A 15,737-nucleotide genomic window follows, 5' to 3' on the forward strand; every position below is an offset into this window, starting at 1 on the left:
ATATGGTTTTAAACTTGATCCTTGAAAACTGGATACCGAAACGAATTTGCGTTTTAGAACATTTTATCTGTCGCTTGTGTAAACGAGCGAAAGTGTATTATGGCTTAGCGAAGGTTTTCGATGGTGAAGCGACTTTTGGCTTTGAATGACCTGCGAACGGAGTGATCCGGTAGCAACATTCAAAACAAGATGAGTGAACAAGCGAAACACCGGAGCATTGGTTAAGCTAATAAGAGCACACGGAGGATGCCTAGGCGCCAGGAGCCGACGAAGGACGTGGCGAACAACGAAACTGCCTCGGGGAGCTGTAAGCAAGCTTTGATCCGGGGGTGTCCGAATGGGGAAACCCAGCTGTGGTAATGCACAGTTACTCATACCTGAATACATAGGGTATGTAGAGGCAGACCAGGGGAACTGAAACATCTAAGTACCCTGAGGAAGAGAAAACAATAGTGATTCCGTCAGTAGCGGCGAGCGAACGCGGAACAGCCTAAACCTAAGAGCTTGCTCTTAGGGGTTGTGGGACGTCTCACATGGAGTTACAAAGGAATATGGTAGGCGAAGAGGTCTGGAAAGGCCCGCGATAGAGGTAAAAGCCCTGTAGCCTAAACTGTATTCTCTCCGAGACGGATCCCGAGTAGTGCGGGGCACGTGAAACCCCGTATGAATCCAGCAGGACCATCTGCTAAGGCTAAATACTACCTGGCGACCGATAGTGAAACAGTACCGTGAGGGAAAGGTGAAAAGCACCCCGGAAGGGGAGTGAAATAGAACCTGAAACCGTGTGCTTACAAAAAGTCAGAGCCCGATCTATGGGTGATGGCGTGCCTTTTGTAGAATGAACCGGCGAGTTACGTTTACCATGCAAGGTTAAGGTGAGAAGCCGGAGCCGCAGCGAAAGCGAGTCTGAATAGGGCGACATAGTATGGGGGCGTAGACCCGAAACCGTGTGATCTACCCCTGTCCAGGGTGAAGGTGCGGTAACACGCACTGGAGGCCCGAACCCACGCATGTTGAAAAATGCGGGGATGAGGTGGGGGTAGCGGAGAAATTCCAATCGAACTCGGAGATAGCTGGTTCTCCCCGAAATAGCTTTAGGGCTAGCCTCGGTATAAGAGTAGTGGAGGTAGAGCACTGATTGGGTGCGGGGCCCGCAAGGGTTACCAAGCTCAGTCAAACTCCGAATGCCATATACTTATTACCGGGAGTCAGACAGTGAGTGCTAAGATCCATTGTCGAAAGGGAAACAGCCCAGACCATCAGCTAAGGTCCCCAAGTGTGTGTTAAGTGGGAAAGGATGTGGAGTTGCACAGACAACCAGGATGTTGGCTTAGAAGCAGCCACCATTGAAAGAGTGCGTAATAGCTCACTGGTCGAGTGACTCTGCGCCGAAAATGTAACGGGGCTAAACACACCACCGAAGCTATGGCTAGATACATTGTATCTGGGGTAGGGGAGCGTTGTATATACGTTGAAGGTATACCGTGAGGAGTGCTGGAGCGTATACAAGTGAGAATGCCGGTATGAGTAACGAAAAGATCAGTGAGAATCTGATCCGCCGAAAGCCCAAGGTTTCCTGAGGAAGGCTCGTCCGCTCAGGGTAAGTCGGGACCTAAGGCGAGGCCGAAAGGCGTAGTCGAAGGACAACAGTTTGAAATTACTGTACCACCGTAATCCGCTATGAGCGATGGGGTGACGCAGGAGGGTAGTGACGCGGACTGATGGAAGTGTCCGTCTAAGCAGTGAGGCTGATGTGTAGGCAAATCCGCACATCGTTAAGGCTGGGCTGTGATGGGGAGCGAAAATTGTAGTAGCGAAGGTCATGATCTCACACTGCCAAGAAAAGCCTCTAGCCAGGAGAAGGTGCCCGTACCGCAAACCGACACAGGTAGGCGAGAAGAGAATTCTAAGGCGCGCGGAAGAACTCTCGTTAAGGAACTCGGCAAAATGACCTCGTAACTTCGGGAGAAGAGGTGCCTCGGTAGGGTGAATAGCCCGAGGGGGCCGCAGTGAAAAGGCCCAAGCGACTGTTTAGCAAAAACACAGGTCTGTGCGAAGCCGTAAGGCGAAGTATACGGGCTGACGCCTGCCCGGTGCTGGAAGGTTAAGGGGAGCGGTTAGGGGTTAAACCCGAAGCTGTGAACCGAAGCCCCAGTAAACGGCGGCCGTAACTATAACGGTCCTAAGGTAGCGAAATTCCTTGTCAGGTAAATTCTGACCCGCACGAATGGCGTAACGACTTGGGCGCTGTCTCAACGAGAGATCCGGTGAAATTTTAATACCTGTGAAGATGCAGGTTACCCGCGACAAGACGGAAAGACCCCATGGAGCTTTACTGCAGCTTGATATTGAATTTGGGTACGATCTGTACAGGATAGGTGGGAGCCAGAGAAGCAGGAGCGCAAGCTTCTGCAGAGGCGACGTTGGGATACCACCCTGATCGTATCTAGGTTCTAACCTAGTGCCCTTATCGGGTACGGGGACCGTGTCAGGCGGGCAGTTTGACTGGGGCGGTCGCCTCCTAAAGAGTAACGGAGGCGTTCCAAGGTTCCCTCAGAATGGTTGGAAATCATTCGCAGAGTGCAAAGGCATAAGGGAGCTTGACTGCGAGACCTACAAGTCGAGCAGGGACGAAAGTCGGACTTAGTGATCCGGTGGTACCGCATGGAAGGGCCATCGCTCAACGGATAAAAGCTACCCTGGGGATAACAGGCTTATCTCCCCCAAGAGTCCACATCGACGGGGAGGTTTGGCACCTCGATGTCGGCTCATCGCATCCTGGGGCTGAAGTAGGTCCCAAGGGTTGGGCTGTTCGCCCATTAAAGCGGTACGCGAGCTGGGTTCAGAACGTCGTGAGACAGTTCGGTCCCTATCTGTCGTGGGCGCAGGAAATTTGAGAGGAGCTGTCCTTAGTACGAGAGGACCGGGATGGACGTACCGCTGGTGCATCAGTTGTTCCGCCAGGAGCATGGCTGAGTAGCTACGTACGGACGGGATAAGCGCTGAAAGCATCTAAGCGTGAAGCCCCCCTCGAGATGAGATTTCCCAATTAGTAAGACCCCTTGAAGACGACGAGGTAGATAGGTTGGAGGTGGAAGTGCAGCAATGCATGGAGCTGACCAATACTAATCGGTCGAGGGCTTATCCACAAACAAGCAAGAACGCAGATTCGATTCGGATTCAGTTTTCAGGCGATTCAAGCCTGTATGTCTTTTCTAGTGTTGGTTATTTTCCTGAAGAAATTCGGGGAGCTAAGCGACCGGAAAAAACCCGTTTGGTGGCGATAGCGGAGGGGTTCCACGCGTACCCATCCCGAACACGACCGTTAAGCCCTCCAGCGCCGATGGTACTTGGACCGAAGGGTCCTGGGAGAGTAGGACGTTGCCAAGCGATTTTCCCTGATAGCTCAGTTGGTAGAGCACTCGACTGTTAATCGAGTTGTCACAGGTTCGAGCCCTGTTCGGGGAGCCATGCTCTCATAGCTCAGTAGGTAGAGTGCATCCATGGTAAGGATGAGGTCACCGGTTCGAATCCGGTTGAGAGCTCCACAGATTTATTAGGCCCGTTGGTCAAGGGGTTAAGACACCTCCCTTTCACGGAGGTAACATGGGTTCGAATCCCATACGGGTCACCAAATTTTCACTTATCGTTACCCTTTGAGGGTCACCATACATACGGAGGCTTAGCTCAGCTGGGAGAGCATCTGCCTTACAAGCAGAGGGTCGGGGGTTCGAACCCCTCAGCCTCCACCATTATCGTCATTATATTCTATGAGATTATGGGCAATATAAGGTATCCAACATTGGGGTTTAGCCAAGCGGTAAGGCAACGGACTTTGACTCCGTCATCATAGGTTCGATTCCTATATCCCCAGCCAAGTGAGAGCCATTAGCTCAGCTGGTAGAGCACCTGACTTTTAATCAGGGTGTCGAAGGTTCGAATCCTTCATGGCTCACCATTTTTATTTGTATTGTGCGCGTGTGGCGGAATTGGCAGACGCACTAGACTTAGGATCTAGCGTTTATGACGTGGGGGTTCAAGTCCCTCCACGCGCACCACTTATTTGCGGACGTGGCTCAGCGGTAGAGCATCGCCTTGCCAAGGCGAGGGTCGCGGGTTCGATTCCCGTCGTCCGCTCCAATAGTTTTATATGCGCCCTTAGCTCAGCTGGATAGAGCGTTTGACTACGAATCAAAAGGCCGGGGATTCGAATTCCTCAGGGCGCACCATTTTTTTGGAACAATCTTAACTTTATATTGTCGGGACGTAGCTCAGCTTGGTAGAGCACCTGGTTTGGGACCAGGGGGTCGCATGTTCAAATCGTGTCGTCCCGATTTTACACCTTTGCGGGTGTAGTTCAATGGTAGAACTTCAGCCTTCCAAGCTGATAGCGTGGGTTCGATTCCCATCACCCGCTCCATATTTTACTTTTATAGTTTCGGGACGTAGCTCAGCTTGGTAGAGCACCTGGTTTGGGACCAGGGGGTCGCATGTTCAAATCGTGTCGTCCCGATACACTTACAGTTCATAGCTGGCAAAGAACTCTTACTTAGGTAAGAGTTCTTTGTTGTTTATTTAGAAAGAAATATTCATTAGTCTTGTGTGTAAAATCTAACTTCCGGAGGAATTCCAATCCGTAAGTAATAGCTGTTCAATGACTCATCCTGATCGGGAAGACTGTTGGCAGATAGTAGCTTCAAGGCAAAGAGGTTGGCTTGACGTTCCAGCTTACCTGGTGAGAAGTAGGAACTCTCTTCCAGAAAAAAGCGGTTGATGCCTTTGTGGAGGCGATCATGTCCTAATTCATGTGCACAAACAAAGCGCTGCCACTCTATAGGTAGCTCATTATGAATGACAATAAATCTTCTTCTTAATTTTCTGTAATATAATCCCTTCGTAACTGCCCCCAGATTCATGAAACGAATGTGTATCCCCAGCGCTCTGGAAAGCTCAAATGGACAGTTGGTTTTATGTTTTTTAAGCAAATTATTGATCAATTCATCCATTTTCTTCACCTGCAGCATGTTAATGTAATAGTAATAGTGTTATTTACTGGACTCTGGATCATTCTTCTGTTGTTTTCTTTTGTTCATTTGCTTGGCCTCCCAGAACAAGCCAGTCAGCACATCCTTTATCCTCTGCTTGTCTTCCTGATCTAACGGTATCCCGTCAAACATTAGTTCTCCGTCATCCTCCAGCATCTTTCGAAAATCTCGCTTATCTTTGCTTGTAGCCCACTCTGGAACGACATTAAGGCTGGGTGGAGCCTGCTGCGGTAAATAACCGGCATGTTCCATAAGCTCCTCATAAGAGACTTCAATAGCTTGAGCAATTTTACGCAGTGTATCTGGCTTAGGAACGCCTCTTAGTCCATTTTCTATCCTTGAAATCTGTGACCCGCTGATACCGGCTGCTGTTGCCAAATGGTTAATAGTCAGTCCCTTTGCCTCCCGCAGCTGTTTTAGATAATCCCCAAATTCCGCTTTCATCTTGACCGACTCCTTATCTGCTATTGGCTATTGTTAATAATATAAGCCTTTTTTACCAAAAGGTAAATACGAAAAGAGCAGTATAATGCCAAAAGGCAAGATAAAATGGAGAAGTATAGCATATTTGGACTAAAACAGCCTTAAACGGCATTTTACGGGATTGGTAGATAAGTGGTATATTATATAAAAATACGAACACTATACGAACAAGAAGAATTCTACCATATTTCTCTAGAAATTTCTGCTAATTTAATTTCAATCCATTAATCACAAAGGAGTGCATACATGATGAACTTATCAACTTCAACGTTACCAGAACTGGATCGCCGCCAGACTCAAATTGCTATAGAGGGGCTGTTAGAGAAATACCGTATTTTTAAGACAGTCACTTTTGAGGCTAAGGAGGCTGGAATCACTTATTCATATACCGAGCGATTCCATGGTCCTACTAATACTATTACTGATCAGACCGCTGCGCTTGCTGCGCATAATGTAGATGTGCCTGCTGCTAGGAGAGCTTTTTGTACGGCGATTGATTCTGTTGTGGAAAGGCTGGAGACGAGAGAGCAGCAGTTAGTGCGTGAAAGGTATATGAAACGGGATGAGACATACGATTATACGGTCTATAATCATGTATTTGATCCGCCTGTCAGCAAGGACACCTATGTAAAGATACGCTCGAAGGCTTTTTATAAGATGGCATTGGCTTTAATGGATCTTGGACTGCTGTCTCTGAATTCATTAACAAAAGCAGCTCCTAAAACGCTGACGGAACAGAAAGAGTATATAGAGAGAATAGGCATCACTTCTTAACTAGAGGATGAAATCAGAAACATGATAAGGAAGGTTGGGTTTCAAAAATAGCAATCCTAGCTGTATTGTCCTAAAAGGATGATGCAGCTTTTTTTTCGGTGAAAAGGCGCTCTAAGTCATCCCTAATCTCTCCCAAATATCGCCGGATTACCGTCTCCAGGCGGAAGTTGAGGGGGTATGATTATAACATGGCAAATGAAGCAGAAGAACACCGCAAGAGCATGAATGCTCTACTAAAAACTATAGCGGTGAAAGATTCTTCTCAACAGCAGCCTAATCAAGAAGTGGATATTATCCTTAGCGGATGATATCCATTTTTAATTCCTAGTTCAAGAAGGAGGTTGAGTATTCATTAACAGGTCTGCACAACAACAACTGCGGGTTAACATCACAAATGCGCTTGAACGGTATTTTCCGGATACCCCCGTATATGTGGATGGAGAGAAACCGCTGGCAGCTTATTTTCATCCAGTAATGATCTCTGCAACCTTTGATCGGCAGCGTGAGGGAAGATATCTGGCTGTTTATCACTTCGGTATCCGCTATGAGCAGGGCAGCGTGCTAAGAGGTGAGGAAATGGCTGATGAGCTTCGAGAAGCGCTGGCAGTGATTGAGAAGGAGAACGTTTCTGTACGCAGTGTTAGGCATGCCTGGGAGGCAGGAACAGCTGAGCAGGGGCCGCTTTTTACGGTGGATTATATGCTTTATCTGCAAAGTGTTCAACCGGAAGCGGTGAAGATGGGCCAAATGACAGGAGGAGAACAACTGAAATGAGTACAAATGAGACAAGCAGTAACAGTAATGTATTCGGCAAAGGACAGATTCTGGAATCAACGCTTTTTTTACCAAAGGAAAAAGATGTGCTGAACGTTATTTTGCAAGATGAACAGAGCTATACGGTGGAAGATGCGAAAGAATTACTGGTGCTTTTTTTAAATAAGGAGGTTATTTAATGGCTGGAGGAACATGGACCACGCAAAATAAGGTGCGCCCCGGAGTTTACGTAAATGTAGCAACGAATCAAAGTGCCATCGGTAAAATGGGGGAACGTGGAATCACCGCACTGGCGCTTACACTGCCTTGGGGGCAATCGGGAGTGATTGTTAAGGTTACAGCGCAGGACGATGTGGCCAAGCTGCTGAGCTATGATCTGACCCATCCTACGCTGCTGTCGGTGCGTGAAGCGCTGAAGCGGGCAGGAACCTTGCTGCTGTACCGTCTGAATGTGGGTGTTAAAGCGGCGGCGACTAATAACGGACTGCAGATTACTGCAAAATACGGTGGCGCTCGCGGTAATGATATTTCTGTGGTCATTGAGAAAAACATTGAAAACAATGTGTTGTTCGATGTGTTGACGCTCCTTGATGGCACAGAGCAGGATAAACAAACGGTGGGCGCTGCTGATGCGCTGCTACCCAATGATTATGTACAATTTCAACCGAATGGTACGACTGGCTTATCGCTGACCGCAGGTTTGCCGCTAATAGGTGGAGCGAACGGTACAGTGACTAATCAGGAACATAGCGATTTTCTATCGGCTCTGGAGGTTCAGGACTTCCAAACGGTAGGGTTATTGTCTCAGGATAACTCGCTGAAGGCATTATATACCTCTTTTGTGAAGCGCCTGCGTGATGTCGAAGGGAAAAAGGTGCAAACAGTATTGTCGGATTATGCTACGGCTGGACATGTTGGGGTAATCAGCGTCAAGAATGGTGTGGTGCTAAGTGACGGCACAATCATTGACAAAATGGGTGCGGTTGCTTGGGTAGCCGGTGCTACCGCCGCTGCTGCGGTGAATGAGTCGCTGACTTATCAAGCCTATGATGATGCGGTTGACGTCGATGTACGTCTTAGCCATTCCGAGACGATAGCAGCCCTGTTAAACGGTGAACTTCTCTTTACTTACACCGGAGGTCGGGCTGTGGTGGAACAGGACATTAATACATTTACGGCTTATTCCCCGGATAAGGGCAAAGCCTTCTCCAAGAATCGCGTGTTGCGTGTGTTGGACGGGATCGCGAATGATATGAAGATTATTTTTGAGAGCTATTTTATTGGCAAGGTGGCTAATAATGAGGACGGCCGTGCGCTGTTCTGGTCGCAATGTGCGACTTACATGAATGATCTGCAAAATATCGGGGCCATTGAAGGCTTTAATTCGCAAACGGATATTGTGGTCGTGGCTGGTGTGGATAGTGACAGTATTGTGCTGGAGGTTGCTGTGAAGCCAGTGGACTCGGTTGAAAAAGTATATATGAAAGTGAAGGTGGTTTAAGATGGCGTTCTTGAAAGCTAGCGATACCATTTCCGGCCAAGAGGGCCGTGCTTATGCTGTAATTGGTACCCAAACGGAGGAAATGTTCTACGTGAAGACGCTGGAAGCGACCGTAGAGAAGCAAAAGGCTGAAGTGAAAACACTAGGCCGTCGGGGTGTTCAACATAAAGCGACTGGGTGGTCGGGCAGCGGGTCGATGACAATTTTCTACATGACCAGCCGTTTCCGTCAGATGATGCTGGATTATATGAATACAGGTGTTGATCAATATTTTGATATTGAAGTCACGAATGAAGATCCTTCATCCAGCGTTGGAGCGCAGCGGATTTTGCTGAAGGGTGTGAACCTCGATAGCGTCATTATGGCTTCTCTCGATACCGAGTCGGATGCGCTGGAAGAAGAAGTGAGCTTTACCTTTGAGGATGTGGAGATTGCACAGGCCTTTGGGGCAGCGGCAGGAACTGGTCTGTAAGCTGCTTAGGAATATCTATCGACATATAGATGTGAGTAAGAACGGCCCGAGTGTGAGGTTGGCAGCGGGCCTCTTCTCTATCTGTAATTAAATCAATTTAAGGAGGATAACAATGAGTGAATTGAGTTTATTTTTTGCACAAAATGTGGCATGTGATACGACGGAGGAGTATGTAGTCTCCCAGCGATTTAAAGATAAGGAAGGGGCCGCTGTTGCTTGGAAGCTGCGCAGTATGACCGAGGATGAGAATCAGGAATGCCGCAAAGCTGCTACACGTAAGGTGAAGGGGAAGAATGGAGCTTACACTCCTGAAATTGATCCCAATGATTATATGGCCAAGCTGATGACGTCTAGTGTTATGCATCCGGATCTGAAAAATGCCGAACTGCAGCGCTCTTACAGTGTTCTTGGTGCTGAAGCACTGCTGCGCAAAATGCTGCTGCCTGGTGAGTTCGCAGCGCTTGGTGAACGGGTACAGGCACTGAACGGCTTTGGTACTGACATGAATGAGCTGGTAGATGACGTAAAAAACTAATCAACGGGGGCGATAGTGAAGCCAATCTGGCGTACTACGCCCTCCACGAGCTGCATATTTTACCGCATGAGCTGATGAAGCTGTCTACACGTGAACGAGCGGCTATTTATGCGATGATCGTTGTTCGAGTAGATAAGGAGAAGAAGGAGCGGACGAAAAGTAAGGGGAAGAAGAAATAAGTGAGGAGGTGAATGAATGGCAGGTATACAGACTAATATGGCTGGAATACAGCAGGTCTCGAATCAATGGCTTACAGATATTACGAACCAGATTACAAATCAGGTTTCTGCGAATATATCGAATTCCTTTTCCGCCACACTGAACCGAATTAGCATGAAAGTAGTCAATAAACCGGTATATAACATTATTAATGATTACAGTTCTGCTTATACCAGGATAGAAACTTCAATTGGAGGAGCTGTCGAAGCTCAAAAAAGACTAAATGCTGCGGCGGGCAGCGGAGTCGGAGAGGCTCAAAAACAAGTGAGTGTATGGGAGAAGCTTACCGGAGCTTTTGATAAGGCTAAGGGTGTTGCGGAAAAAGTTAAAGGTGTAATGGAAAAGGTTCTTGAGCCAGCCGCGGAACAGCAAAAATGGGGAGACATGTTTAAAGCCAAAACCGGTGATTCTGCTGTCGGCTTGGCCATGTTTGATAAATTTAAAGAAAGAGCACTTGAGACCGGACAGGATGTAAGCAAGTCGATGGAGAGTGCCTTATCCTTTTATCCCAAAACCCAAAATACGGACCAATTGGACAAGTTAATGGACTACTCCACAAAAATGAGTATGTTATCTCCGGAAGGTAAGGACATCGGGGACACCTCATCAGCGATTAGTTCTGCTTTTGAGGGGGATTCCGGTGAGCTGGCTTCTATGCTGCAAGTCGATGAAGAAGATCTGGGCGGGCTGGATCTGGTAGCCAAGACGGGGAATATGGAAGCTTTCCTAAGTACCTTGGGCGATATCATGAGTACGGCGGGAATGACTAGCGCTGCGCTGCAAACAATGATGGATTCTCCTGTGAACCAATGGCAGACGCTGATGGGTAATTACAACAACTCTTTGGCTTCTATGGGACAGGGGGCTTTGCAAGCTTTTGCTCCGTTACTAAGTATTCTGAACGATGCTTTTTCGGATGGAACCTTTCAGCCGATCATCGATGGCATGGCAATTGGGCTGGCCCTATTGGCGCAAGGTTTCTCAGCAGTAGTGCAGGGAGCGCTATTCTTATGGAGCGTGCTCAGTACTACATTACCGTTTGTATTACCAATCATTCTAGGAATTGTTGCTGGTGTATTAGCCTACCAAATAGCCATGGGAGTAGCCGCCATTGCTACTAATATGGCTGCAATTGCCACAGGTATTGCAACGGTAGCACAAGGCATTTACAATGCCGTGATGAATGCTAATCCTATTGCGCTAGTAATCGGGCTAATTATTGCGCTGATTGTGGCTTTCTTGGGAATTGTTGCGGCTCTTCAACCGGTGAGAGATTTCCTGGCTAATCTGTTCCGGTCTATCGGGCAAATCGTAGCTGATTTTGTTGGATTTGTGATTGATATGTGGGCAGGGTTTATTAATGGTGTTATTGACGCTGCCAACTTTCTTATTGGTGGTATTAATAAAGTAGTTGGGGCTGTTGGGAAGTTCATCGGGATTGATACGGCGATTAATATACAGCTTGAGCATGTGGACAGCAGTGAGTTCAAGCAGGATATTCAGGCCAATATTGAGGGAACTTTTAATGCAGCTGCAGAGAATACCCAAGATTTCAATATGGATAATTTAAAGAAGAGTCTGAATATTGGAGGCAACAGCTCAAATAATGAGAGCACTACCAACCAGTGGAATTCTACCCATCCTGGGGATGTCTCCATCGTTCCGAAGACGCCACTTCCCCAAAGCATACCCGTCCCTAGCGTACCGGATGGTATGAAGAATTTCACGGGTAATCCGGGTCTGCCAGCAGCAGCACCGACAAATATTAACAACGTAAAGAGTGTAAACGAATTAGGCTCCATCAACGACACCGTAGACATTTCCAGTGATGATTTGAAAATGCTGCGTGAGCTGGCGGAGATTCAGGCCATTCAGAACTTTGTCGAGCTTACGCCGACGGTACAGGTGACGACTGGCAACATTAACAATGCTGGAGACATCGATGCCATTATTAACAAAATCGGGCAAAAGTTGAATGAGGAGTTTGTCTCTACGGCTCAGGGGGTGTATACGTAAAGTGGAAGAGTATGGTATTTTTCTGAGCTTTAACAATCAGGAGGATCTGTTCAGGCTGCCCGTCAATCCGGAAACGCTGGAAATAAAGGAGTCAGGGGAAGGGAAAAGTTACAGCATTATTGATTTGGGTGAAATCAATGCGATTGCTTATCCGAAGCTGACGGAGATCAGCATCGAAAGTATTTTTCCGGCGCAAAGGTATCCCTTCGTGCTTGTGCCGGATGCGGAACTGTGGAAGCCCTTCGACTACGTGGAGCTGATTAAGAAATGGATGGTGAGTCGCAGGCCGATCCGGTTTATTTTTTCCGGGGTAAAGATCCCGAAAATGGTAAAGGATGAGCAAAAGAATAAGGTACAGAATTGGCTTGAGGAATCCAAGCGTAGTGAGGATCAGTCCTTTGCGAATGATTTTGCGATTAATATGGCGGCCAGCATCGAAGGATTCACCTGGAAGCTTAGCGCAGGGACGTCGGGTGATATTGAATACACGCTATCCCTCAAGAAGTACGTATTCTACCAGGCCGTCGCTGTAAAAGTCGTCAATGGTAAAGTAAAGGCGGAGCAGAAAAGGGCAAGTGAAAAAAAAGCCCCCGCTACCTATACCTTGAAGGCTGGGGACAGCCTGTGGAGCATTGCCCAAAAGATCCTTGGTGATGGCAATAAGTATAAAACCATACAGAAGCTGAACGGCATTCCTGATAGTGAGCTGAAGAAGCTTCCAATCGGCAAAGTCATTAAGCTGCCGTAGGAGGGGGAGATATGGAGCTGCTTGTGAAGAACAAGGAGGGTAGGATCTGGGATATCTCCGGCATTGTGACGGACATCTCGCTTAAGACAGCGCGAACTGGCAAACCAGCAACGCTAGAACTAACATTGGTGGACAGCGGAGTGTACCAGCACCCGAAGTTCGGCATTAGTAACGGCGATATTGTCCAGTTCAGTAAAGATGGAATGGATGTATTTTATGGCTTTGTATTTAGCTTAGACACGGGTTCGGATGAGCAGATTAAGCTGACGGCGTATGATCAGATTCGCTATTTGCTGGGCAACGGCAGCTATGTACTGCAAGATGTAACCGCAAGCGAAGTCATTCAGAAAATCGCCAAGGATTATGGACTCAAGACCGGTCTGCTGGACCAGACGGAGTATCGTATCCCTTCACTGATCGAAGATGATAAAAAGTTGCTCGACATTATCATGGGAGCCATTGGCAGTGAACTCCAGTACAAGGGGAAGCTGATGGCTTTTTACGATGATTTCGGCAAGCTGACCCTGCATAAACCGGAGGCGATGCTGCTGAATCTGGTGCTGGGAGCGGGACACTACTTATACGACTATTCGCTAAAAAGAAGCATTGATGACGATACGTACAACACGATCTTTCTGTATAAGGACAATGAAGAGATCGGACAACGTGAATTTTTCCCGGTTAGTGATAAGGAAAATGTGAAGCGTTGGGGGATTCTACACCTGTATCAAAAAGCGGATGACAAGGCAAACGACGCACAGATCCGCGAGAAAGCGAACAATCTGTTAAAGCTGCATAATCGGGAAAAATTAAGTCTCTCCGTGCAGGCGATTGGCGATATGCGGGTAAGGGCAGGCAACTTCATTTATGTACTGGTTGCTGATTTTGAGACCCAGCTGTTCCTGGTGGACCAATGTACACATAAGATTTCTGGAGGGGAGCATACCATGTCCCTCGATATAAAGGTGGTGTAGCATTTGATGTTGGATATTATTAAAAAAGCGAGCCTCGGAGCCGTCGGCAGTACGAATCCGGTGGCTTTTTCCTATGGAACGGTAACCGCTGCATTTCCGCTGCAAATTCAGATTGACCAACGTTTCATTTTGTCAGGACCGGCGCTTGTTCTTCCCGAATCCGTAATGGAAAGCAAGCTTGAGCTAGATGGCAGAGAAATAGTGCTGCGGCGGGGTCTGGATTCTGGTGACCGTGTGTTATTGGTTCGCATGCAGGGCGGACAGAGCTATCTCGTATTAGATCGGTTGGTGAACCTATGATACCGGCGATTGGGGCGACAGGACCGATAACAACGCCTTTGGCAGGAGATTCGACGCTAGAGAGTGCCGAAGTTACGAGTCTTACGTATAGGATGGATTGGGATGGGAAAAGGATTCTGAGCCATGTGGATGCGCTTAAAGCAGTTGAACAAGCAGCAGTGAAAATTTTGCGAACCGATCGTTATGAGCATTTGATCTACAGCTCAAATTATGGAACAGAGTGGAATTTGGTGCTCGGAAAAGATCGGCTGCTGGCAAGATCTGAAATCAAGCGTATCGTTACCGAAGCTTTGCTGCAGGATGAACGAATAACTGCGCTCGAAGCGCTGGATGTTGCCTTTATCGGTGACACCCTGAGTATTTATTGTAATGTCATTACACGTTATGGCAATTTTCAGTTGAGAAAGGAGCTGAAGGAAAGTGTATGAGGATCAGACTTTTGAAGTCTTGCTGGAACGGATGTTGGACAGGGTTCCGGAAGGAATGGACAAGCGCGAAGGCAGCATTATTTATGATGCATTGTCTCCGGCGGCAGCTGAAATGGCTCAGATGTATATTGAGCTTGACGTGAATAATAATCTGAATTTTGCGGATACGGCTACCGGTGAGTATTTGGAACGTTGTATTGCGTGGTCAGGTATTCAGCGGCGTCCGGCAAGTAAAGCGCAACTGCGGGGATTATTTTATAACAGTGGTGGAGAATTGATAGATGTTCCTCTGGGCAGCCGATTTTCCCTGGAATTGTTGAATTATAACACCGTGGAGAAGCTGTCCCCAGGCACTTATCGTTTAGAGAGTGAAACCGCTGGTGCGGACGGGAATCGTTACTTTGGTGCGCTATTGCCGGTAGATTATATTCCCGAGCTGGCGCGTGGGGAGATAGCAGCATTGCTGATCCCTGGTGATGATGTAGAGGACGACGAAGCGCTGCGTCAGCGCTATTTCGATTCGGCTAGACGCCCAGCGACCAGCGGCAATAAATATCATTATATGGAGTGGGCGCTGCAGATTGCGGGTGTGGGGGGAACGCGTGTTTTTCCACTCTGGAATGGTCCCAAAACGGTGAAGGTAATTATTGTAGATAGTGAAATTCAGCCCGCTTCCGAGCTGCTGGTGTCCAAGGTTCAGCAATATATTGACCCGCTGCCTGGTGAAGGCGAAGGACAAGCCCCGGTTGGCGCAGTGGTGACCGTAGCCTCGGCAGTAGGGAAAAGTATCAACGTAAGCGCTAAGGTCACACTAGCTCCGGGTTATGCACTGCAGTCAGTCAATGATCAATTCAAGGCAATTCTGGAGAATTACCGCAAGCAGAAAGCTTTTGCAGCAACTTATGTTAGCCAGTCCGTAATCGGTGCTTTGTTGCTCTCTACGGAGGGCGTTGTTGACTATACAGAGTTGAAGTTAAATGGTGGGGTTGGGAATGTGCTGCTAAATGAAGCTGAAGTGCTGCTGTTCGGCATTGTTGCGCTGGAGGTGTAGCCATGGGGTACCCGGACCAGATCGATCTTTTTAAGGATAAGCTTAATAAAAAGGTGAGCGGCGGCAGCTATGTCATTGAAGAAAAACTGCTGCTTACGAATGGTGTATTCAGTGGCCCCCTTGCCCATGACAATATTAACAATCAGAGTATTAGCGTCTACACAGGGACAAAGTATAGCGGCGAGCAGCTGCGGAATTTCACCGTCTCTTTGCCCGACGAGATGCCCTGGCAGCGTATGATCAGAATTTTTGCCGAGGTGCCTGAGGTGTATGTTACTTACGAAACTCCGGGTGACACGATAGAAGCTGATGATATTAATGCACTGCAGTGGGGAATTACAGCTGTACAGAGCGAGCTGGAACGTTACAAGGCAACTGGACAAATTGACGGAGGATCTTTTAGAAGAGAGGCATGAA

Annotated in this window: 15 protein-coding genes, 12 tRNA genes and 2 rRNA genes; 27 read left to right on the forward strand and 2 right to left on the reverse strand. The window is 47.8% G+C overall.

Annotated features, from left to right (window positions below; translation table 11 throughout):
* The first annotated feature begins 219 nt into the window (after positions 1 to 219).
* The 14 genes from H1230_RS04600 to H1230_RS04665 all read left to right on the forward strand — a co-directional run bounded on the left by H1230_RS04600 (position 220) and on the right by H1230_RS04665 (position 4,513).
* Positions 220 to 3,149, forward strand: a 23S ribosomal RNA gene (locus tag H1230_RS04600).
* A gap of 124 nt (positions 3,150 to 3,273) precedes the next feature.
* Positions 3,274 to 3,390, forward strand: a 5S ribosomal RNA gene (gene rrf / locus H1230_RS04605).
* A gap of 5 nt (positions 3,391 to 3,395) precedes the next feature.
* Positions 3,396 to 3,471: transfer RNA gene (locus H1230_RS04610), tRNA-Asn, on the forward strand.
* A gap of 1 nt (position 3,472) precedes the next feature.
* Positions 3,473 to 3,548 (forward strand) — tRNA-Thr (locus tag H1230_RS04615).
* Between the two features lie 11 nt (positions 3,549 to 3,559).
* Positions 3,560 to 3,634 (forward strand) — tRNA-Glu (locus tag H1230_RS04620).
* Between the two features lie 42 nt (positions 3,635 to 3,676).
* Positions 3,677 to 3,752: transfer RNA gene (locus H1230_RS04625), tRNA-Val, on the forward strand.
* 51 nt (positions 3,753 to 3,803) lie between these two features.
* Positions 3,804 to 3,877: transfer RNA gene (locus H1230_RS04630), tRNA-Gln, on the forward strand.
* A gap of 5 nt (positions 3,878 to 3,882) precedes the next feature.
* Positions 3,883 to 3,958, forward strand: a tRNA-Lys gene (locus H1230_RS04635).
* Between the two features lie 16 nt (positions 3,959 to 3,974).
* Positions 3,975 to 4,058: transfer RNA gene (locus tag H1230_RS04640), tRNA-Leu, on the forward strand.
* A gap of 7 nt (positions 4,059 to 4,065) precedes the next feature.
* Positions 4,066 to 4,140 (forward strand) — tRNA-Gly (locus tag H1230_RS04645).
* 12 nt (positions 4,141 to 4,152) lie between these two features.
* Positions 4,153 to 4,229: transfer RNA gene (locus H1230_RS04650), tRNA-Arg, on the forward strand.
* A gap of 31 nt (positions 4,230 to 4,260) precedes the next feature.
* Positions 4,261 to 4,334, forward strand: a tRNA-Pro gene (locus tag H1230_RS04655).
* A gap of 12 nt (positions 4,335 to 4,346) precedes the next feature.
* Positions 4,347 to 4,420: transfer RNA gene (locus tag H1230_RS04660), tRNA-Gly, on the forward strand.
* Between the two features lie 19 nt (positions 4,421 to 4,439).
* A tRNA-Pro gene (locus H1230_RS04665) sits at positions 4,440 to 4,513 on the forward strand.
* 79 nt (positions 4,514 to 4,592) lie between these two features.
* Here the strand turns inward: H1230_RS04665 and H1230_RS04670 are convergent.
* Positions 4,593 to 5,006 carry an ImmA/IrrE family metallo-endopeptidase gene (locus H1230_RS04670; protein WP_239714422.1) on the reverse strand — a complete coding sequence of 138 codons (414 nt, stop codon included), beginning with the start codon at positions 5,004 to 5,006 and terminating at the stop codon, positions 4,593 to 4,595.
* 39 nt (positions 5,007 to 5,045) lie between these two features.
* Positions 5,046 to 5,489: a helix-turn-helix domain-containing protein gene (locus H1230_RS04675; RefSeq protein ID WP_239714423.1), complete on the reverse strand. Its 444-nt coding sequence runs from the start codon at positions 5,487 to 5,489 to the stop codon at positions 5,046 to 5,048.
* A 285-nt stretch (positions 5,490 to 5,774) separates the two neighbouring features.
* Here H1230_RS04675 and H1230_RS04680 point away from each other — a divergent pair, with 285 nt between their 5' ends.
* The 13 genes from H1230_RS04680 (at position 5,775) to H1230_RS04740 (ending at position 15,736) form a co-directional block, all read left to right on the forward strand.
* Complete coding sequence (locus tag H1230_RS04680; RefSeq protein WP_481857114.1) at positions 5,775 to 6,302, forward strand: ArpU family phage packaging/lysis transcriptional regulator; 528 nt, start codon at positions 5,775 to 5,777, stop codon at positions 6,300 to 6,302.
* 387 nt (positions 6,303 to 6,689) lie between these two features.
* Entirely contained in the window at positions 6,690 to 7,076 is a 387-nt protein-coding gene (locus H1230_RS04685; RefSeq protein WP_345773430.1) for a phage tail terminator family protein, read from the forward strand.
* The gene (locus H1230_RS04690) at positions 7,073 to 7,255 is read left to right on the forward strand and encodes a hypothetical protein (protein ID WP_239714425.1); all 183 of its coding nucleotides are present in this window, start codon (positions 7,073 to 7,075) and stop codon (positions 7,253 to 7,255) included. The genes H1230_RS04685 and H1230_RS04690 overlap by 4 nt, the downstream gene beginning before the upstream one ends.
* On the forward strand, positions 7,255 to 8,577 hold the full coding sequence (locus tag H1230_RS04695) for a phage tail sheath family protein (protein WP_239714426.1): 1,323 nt from the start codon (positions 7,255 to 7,257) through the stop codon (positions 8,575 to 8,577). The genes H1230_RS04690 and H1230_RS04695 overlap by 1 nt, the downstream gene beginning before the upstream one ends.
* A 1-nt stretch (position 8,578) precedes the next feature.
* The gene (locus H1230_RS04700; RefSeq protein ID WP_239714427.1) at positions 8,579 to 9,049 is read left to right on the forward strand and encodes a phage tail tube protein; all 471 of its coding nucleotides are present in this window, start codon (positions 8,579 to 8,581) and stop codon (positions 9,047 to 9,049) included.
* A 112-nt stretch (positions 9,050 to 9,161) separates the two neighbouring features.
* A complete protein-coding gene (locus H1230_RS04705; protein WP_239714428.1) occupies positions 9,162 to 9,584 on the forward strand; it encodes a phage tail assembly chaperone in 423 nt (140 codons plus the stop codon).
* Between the two features lie 195 nt (positions 9,585 to 9,779).
* Entirely contained in the window at positions 9,780 to 11,819 is a 2,040-nt protein-coding gene (locus tag H1230_RS04710) for a hypothetical protein (RefSeq protein WP_239714429.1), read from the forward strand.
* 1 nt (position 11,820) lies between these two features.
* Complete coding sequence (locus H1230_RS04715; RefSeq protein ID WP_239714430.1) at positions 11,821 to 12,567, forward strand: LysM peptidoglycan-binding domain-containing protein; 747 nt, start codon at positions 11,821 to 11,823, stop codon at positions 12,565 to 12,567.
* Between the two features lie 11 nt (positions 12,568 to 12,578).
* The gene (locus H1230_RS04720; RefSeq protein WP_239714431.1) at positions 12,579 to 13,541 is read left to right on the forward strand and encodes an XkdQ/YqbQ family protein; all 963 of its coding nucleotides are present in this window, start codon (positions 12,579 to 12,581) and stop codon (positions 13,539 to 13,541) included.
* Positions 13,542 to 13,547: 6 nt separating this feature from the next.
* On the forward strand, positions 13,548 to 13,841 hold the full coding sequence (locus tag H1230_RS04725) for a DUF2577 domain-containing protein (protein WP_239717100.1): 294 nt from the start codon (positions 13,548 to 13,550) through the stop codon (positions 13,839 to 13,841).
* Positions 13,838 to 14,269, forward strand: a complete 432-nt coding sequence (locus H1230_RS04730; RefSeq protein WP_239714432.1) for a DUF2634 domain-containing protein — start codon at positions 13,838 to 13,840, stop codon at positions 14,267 to 14,269. Before H1230_RS04725 ends, H1230_RS04730 begins: the two co-directional genes overlap by 4 nt.
* On the forward strand, positions 14,262 to 15,320 hold the full coding sequence (locus tag H1230_RS04735) for a baseplate J/gp47 family protein (RefSeq protein WP_239714433.1): 1,059 nt from the start codon (positions 14,262 to 14,264) through the stop codon (positions 15,318 to 15,320). The genes H1230_RS04730 and H1230_RS04735 overlap by 8 nt, the downstream gene beginning before the upstream one ends.
* 2 nt (positions 15,321 to 15,322) lie before the next feature.
* Positions 15,323 to 15,736: a phosphoglucomutase gene (locus tag H1230_RS04740; RefSeq protein WP_239714434.1), complete on the forward strand. Its 414-nt coding sequence runs from the start codon at positions 15,323 to 15,325 to the stop codon at positions 15,734 to 15,736.
* Position 15,737: the final 1 nt, after the last annotated feature.

Source organism: Paenibacillus sp. 19GGS1-52, from assembly GCF_022369515.1.
Classification (GTDB): Bacteria; Bacillota; Bacilli; order Paenibacillales; family Paenibacillaceae; genus Paenibacillus_AQ.

What these genes read in the sequence shown, in the direction of transcription:
- H1230_RS04670 (WP_239714422.1), bottom strand. Translation starts at nt 5,006, where the DNA reads ATGGATGAATTGATCAATAATTTGCTTAAAAAACATAAAACCAACTGT.
- H1230_RS04675 (WP_239714423.1), bottom strand. Translation starts at nt 5,489, where the DNA reads ATGAAAGCGGAATTTGGGGATTATCTAAAACAGCTGCGGGAGGCAAAG.
- H1230_RS04680 (WP_481857114.1), top strand. Translation starts at nt 5,775, where the DNA reads ATGATGAACTTATCAACTTCAACGTTACCAGAACTGGATCGCCGCCAG.
- H1230_RS04690 (WP_239714425.1), top strand. Translation starts at nt 7,073, where the DNA reads ATGAGTACAAATGAGACAAGCAGTAACAGTAATGTATTCGGCAAAGGA.
- H1230_RS04695 (WP_239714426.1), top strand. Translation starts at nt 7,255, where the DNA reads ATGGCTGGAGGAACATGGACCACGCAAAATAAGGTGCGCCCCGGAGTT.
- H1230_RS04700 (WP_239714427.1), top strand. Translation starts at nt 8,579, where the DNA reads ATGGCGTTCTTGAAAGCTAGCGATACCATTTCCGGCCAAGAGGGCCGT.
- H1230_RS04705 (WP_239714428.1), top strand. Translation starts at nt 9,162, where the DNA reads ATGAGTGAATTGAGTTTATTTTTTGCACAAAATGTGGCATGTGATACG.
- H1230_RS04710 (WP_239714429.1), top strand. Translation starts at nt 9,780, where the DNA reads ATGGCAGGTATACAGACTAATATGGCTGGAATACAGCAGGTCTCGAAT.
- H1230_RS04720 (WP_239714431.1), top strand. Translation starts at nt 12,579, where the DNA reads ATGGAGCTGCTTGTGAAGAACAAGGAGGGTAGGATCTGGGATATCTCC.
- H1230_RS04725 (WP_239717100.1), top strand. Translation starts at nt 13,548, where the DNA reads ATGTTGGATATTATTAAAAAAGCGAGCCTCGGAGCCGTCGGCAGTACG.
- H1230_RS04730 (WP_239714432.1), top strand. Translation starts at nt 13,838, where the DNA reads ATGATACCGGCGATTGGGGCGACAGGACCGATAACAACGCCTTTGGCA.
- H1230_RS04740 (WP_239714434.1), top strand. Translation starts at nt 15,323, where the DNA reads ATGGGGTACCCGGACCAGATCGATCTTTTTAAGGATAAGCTTAATAAA.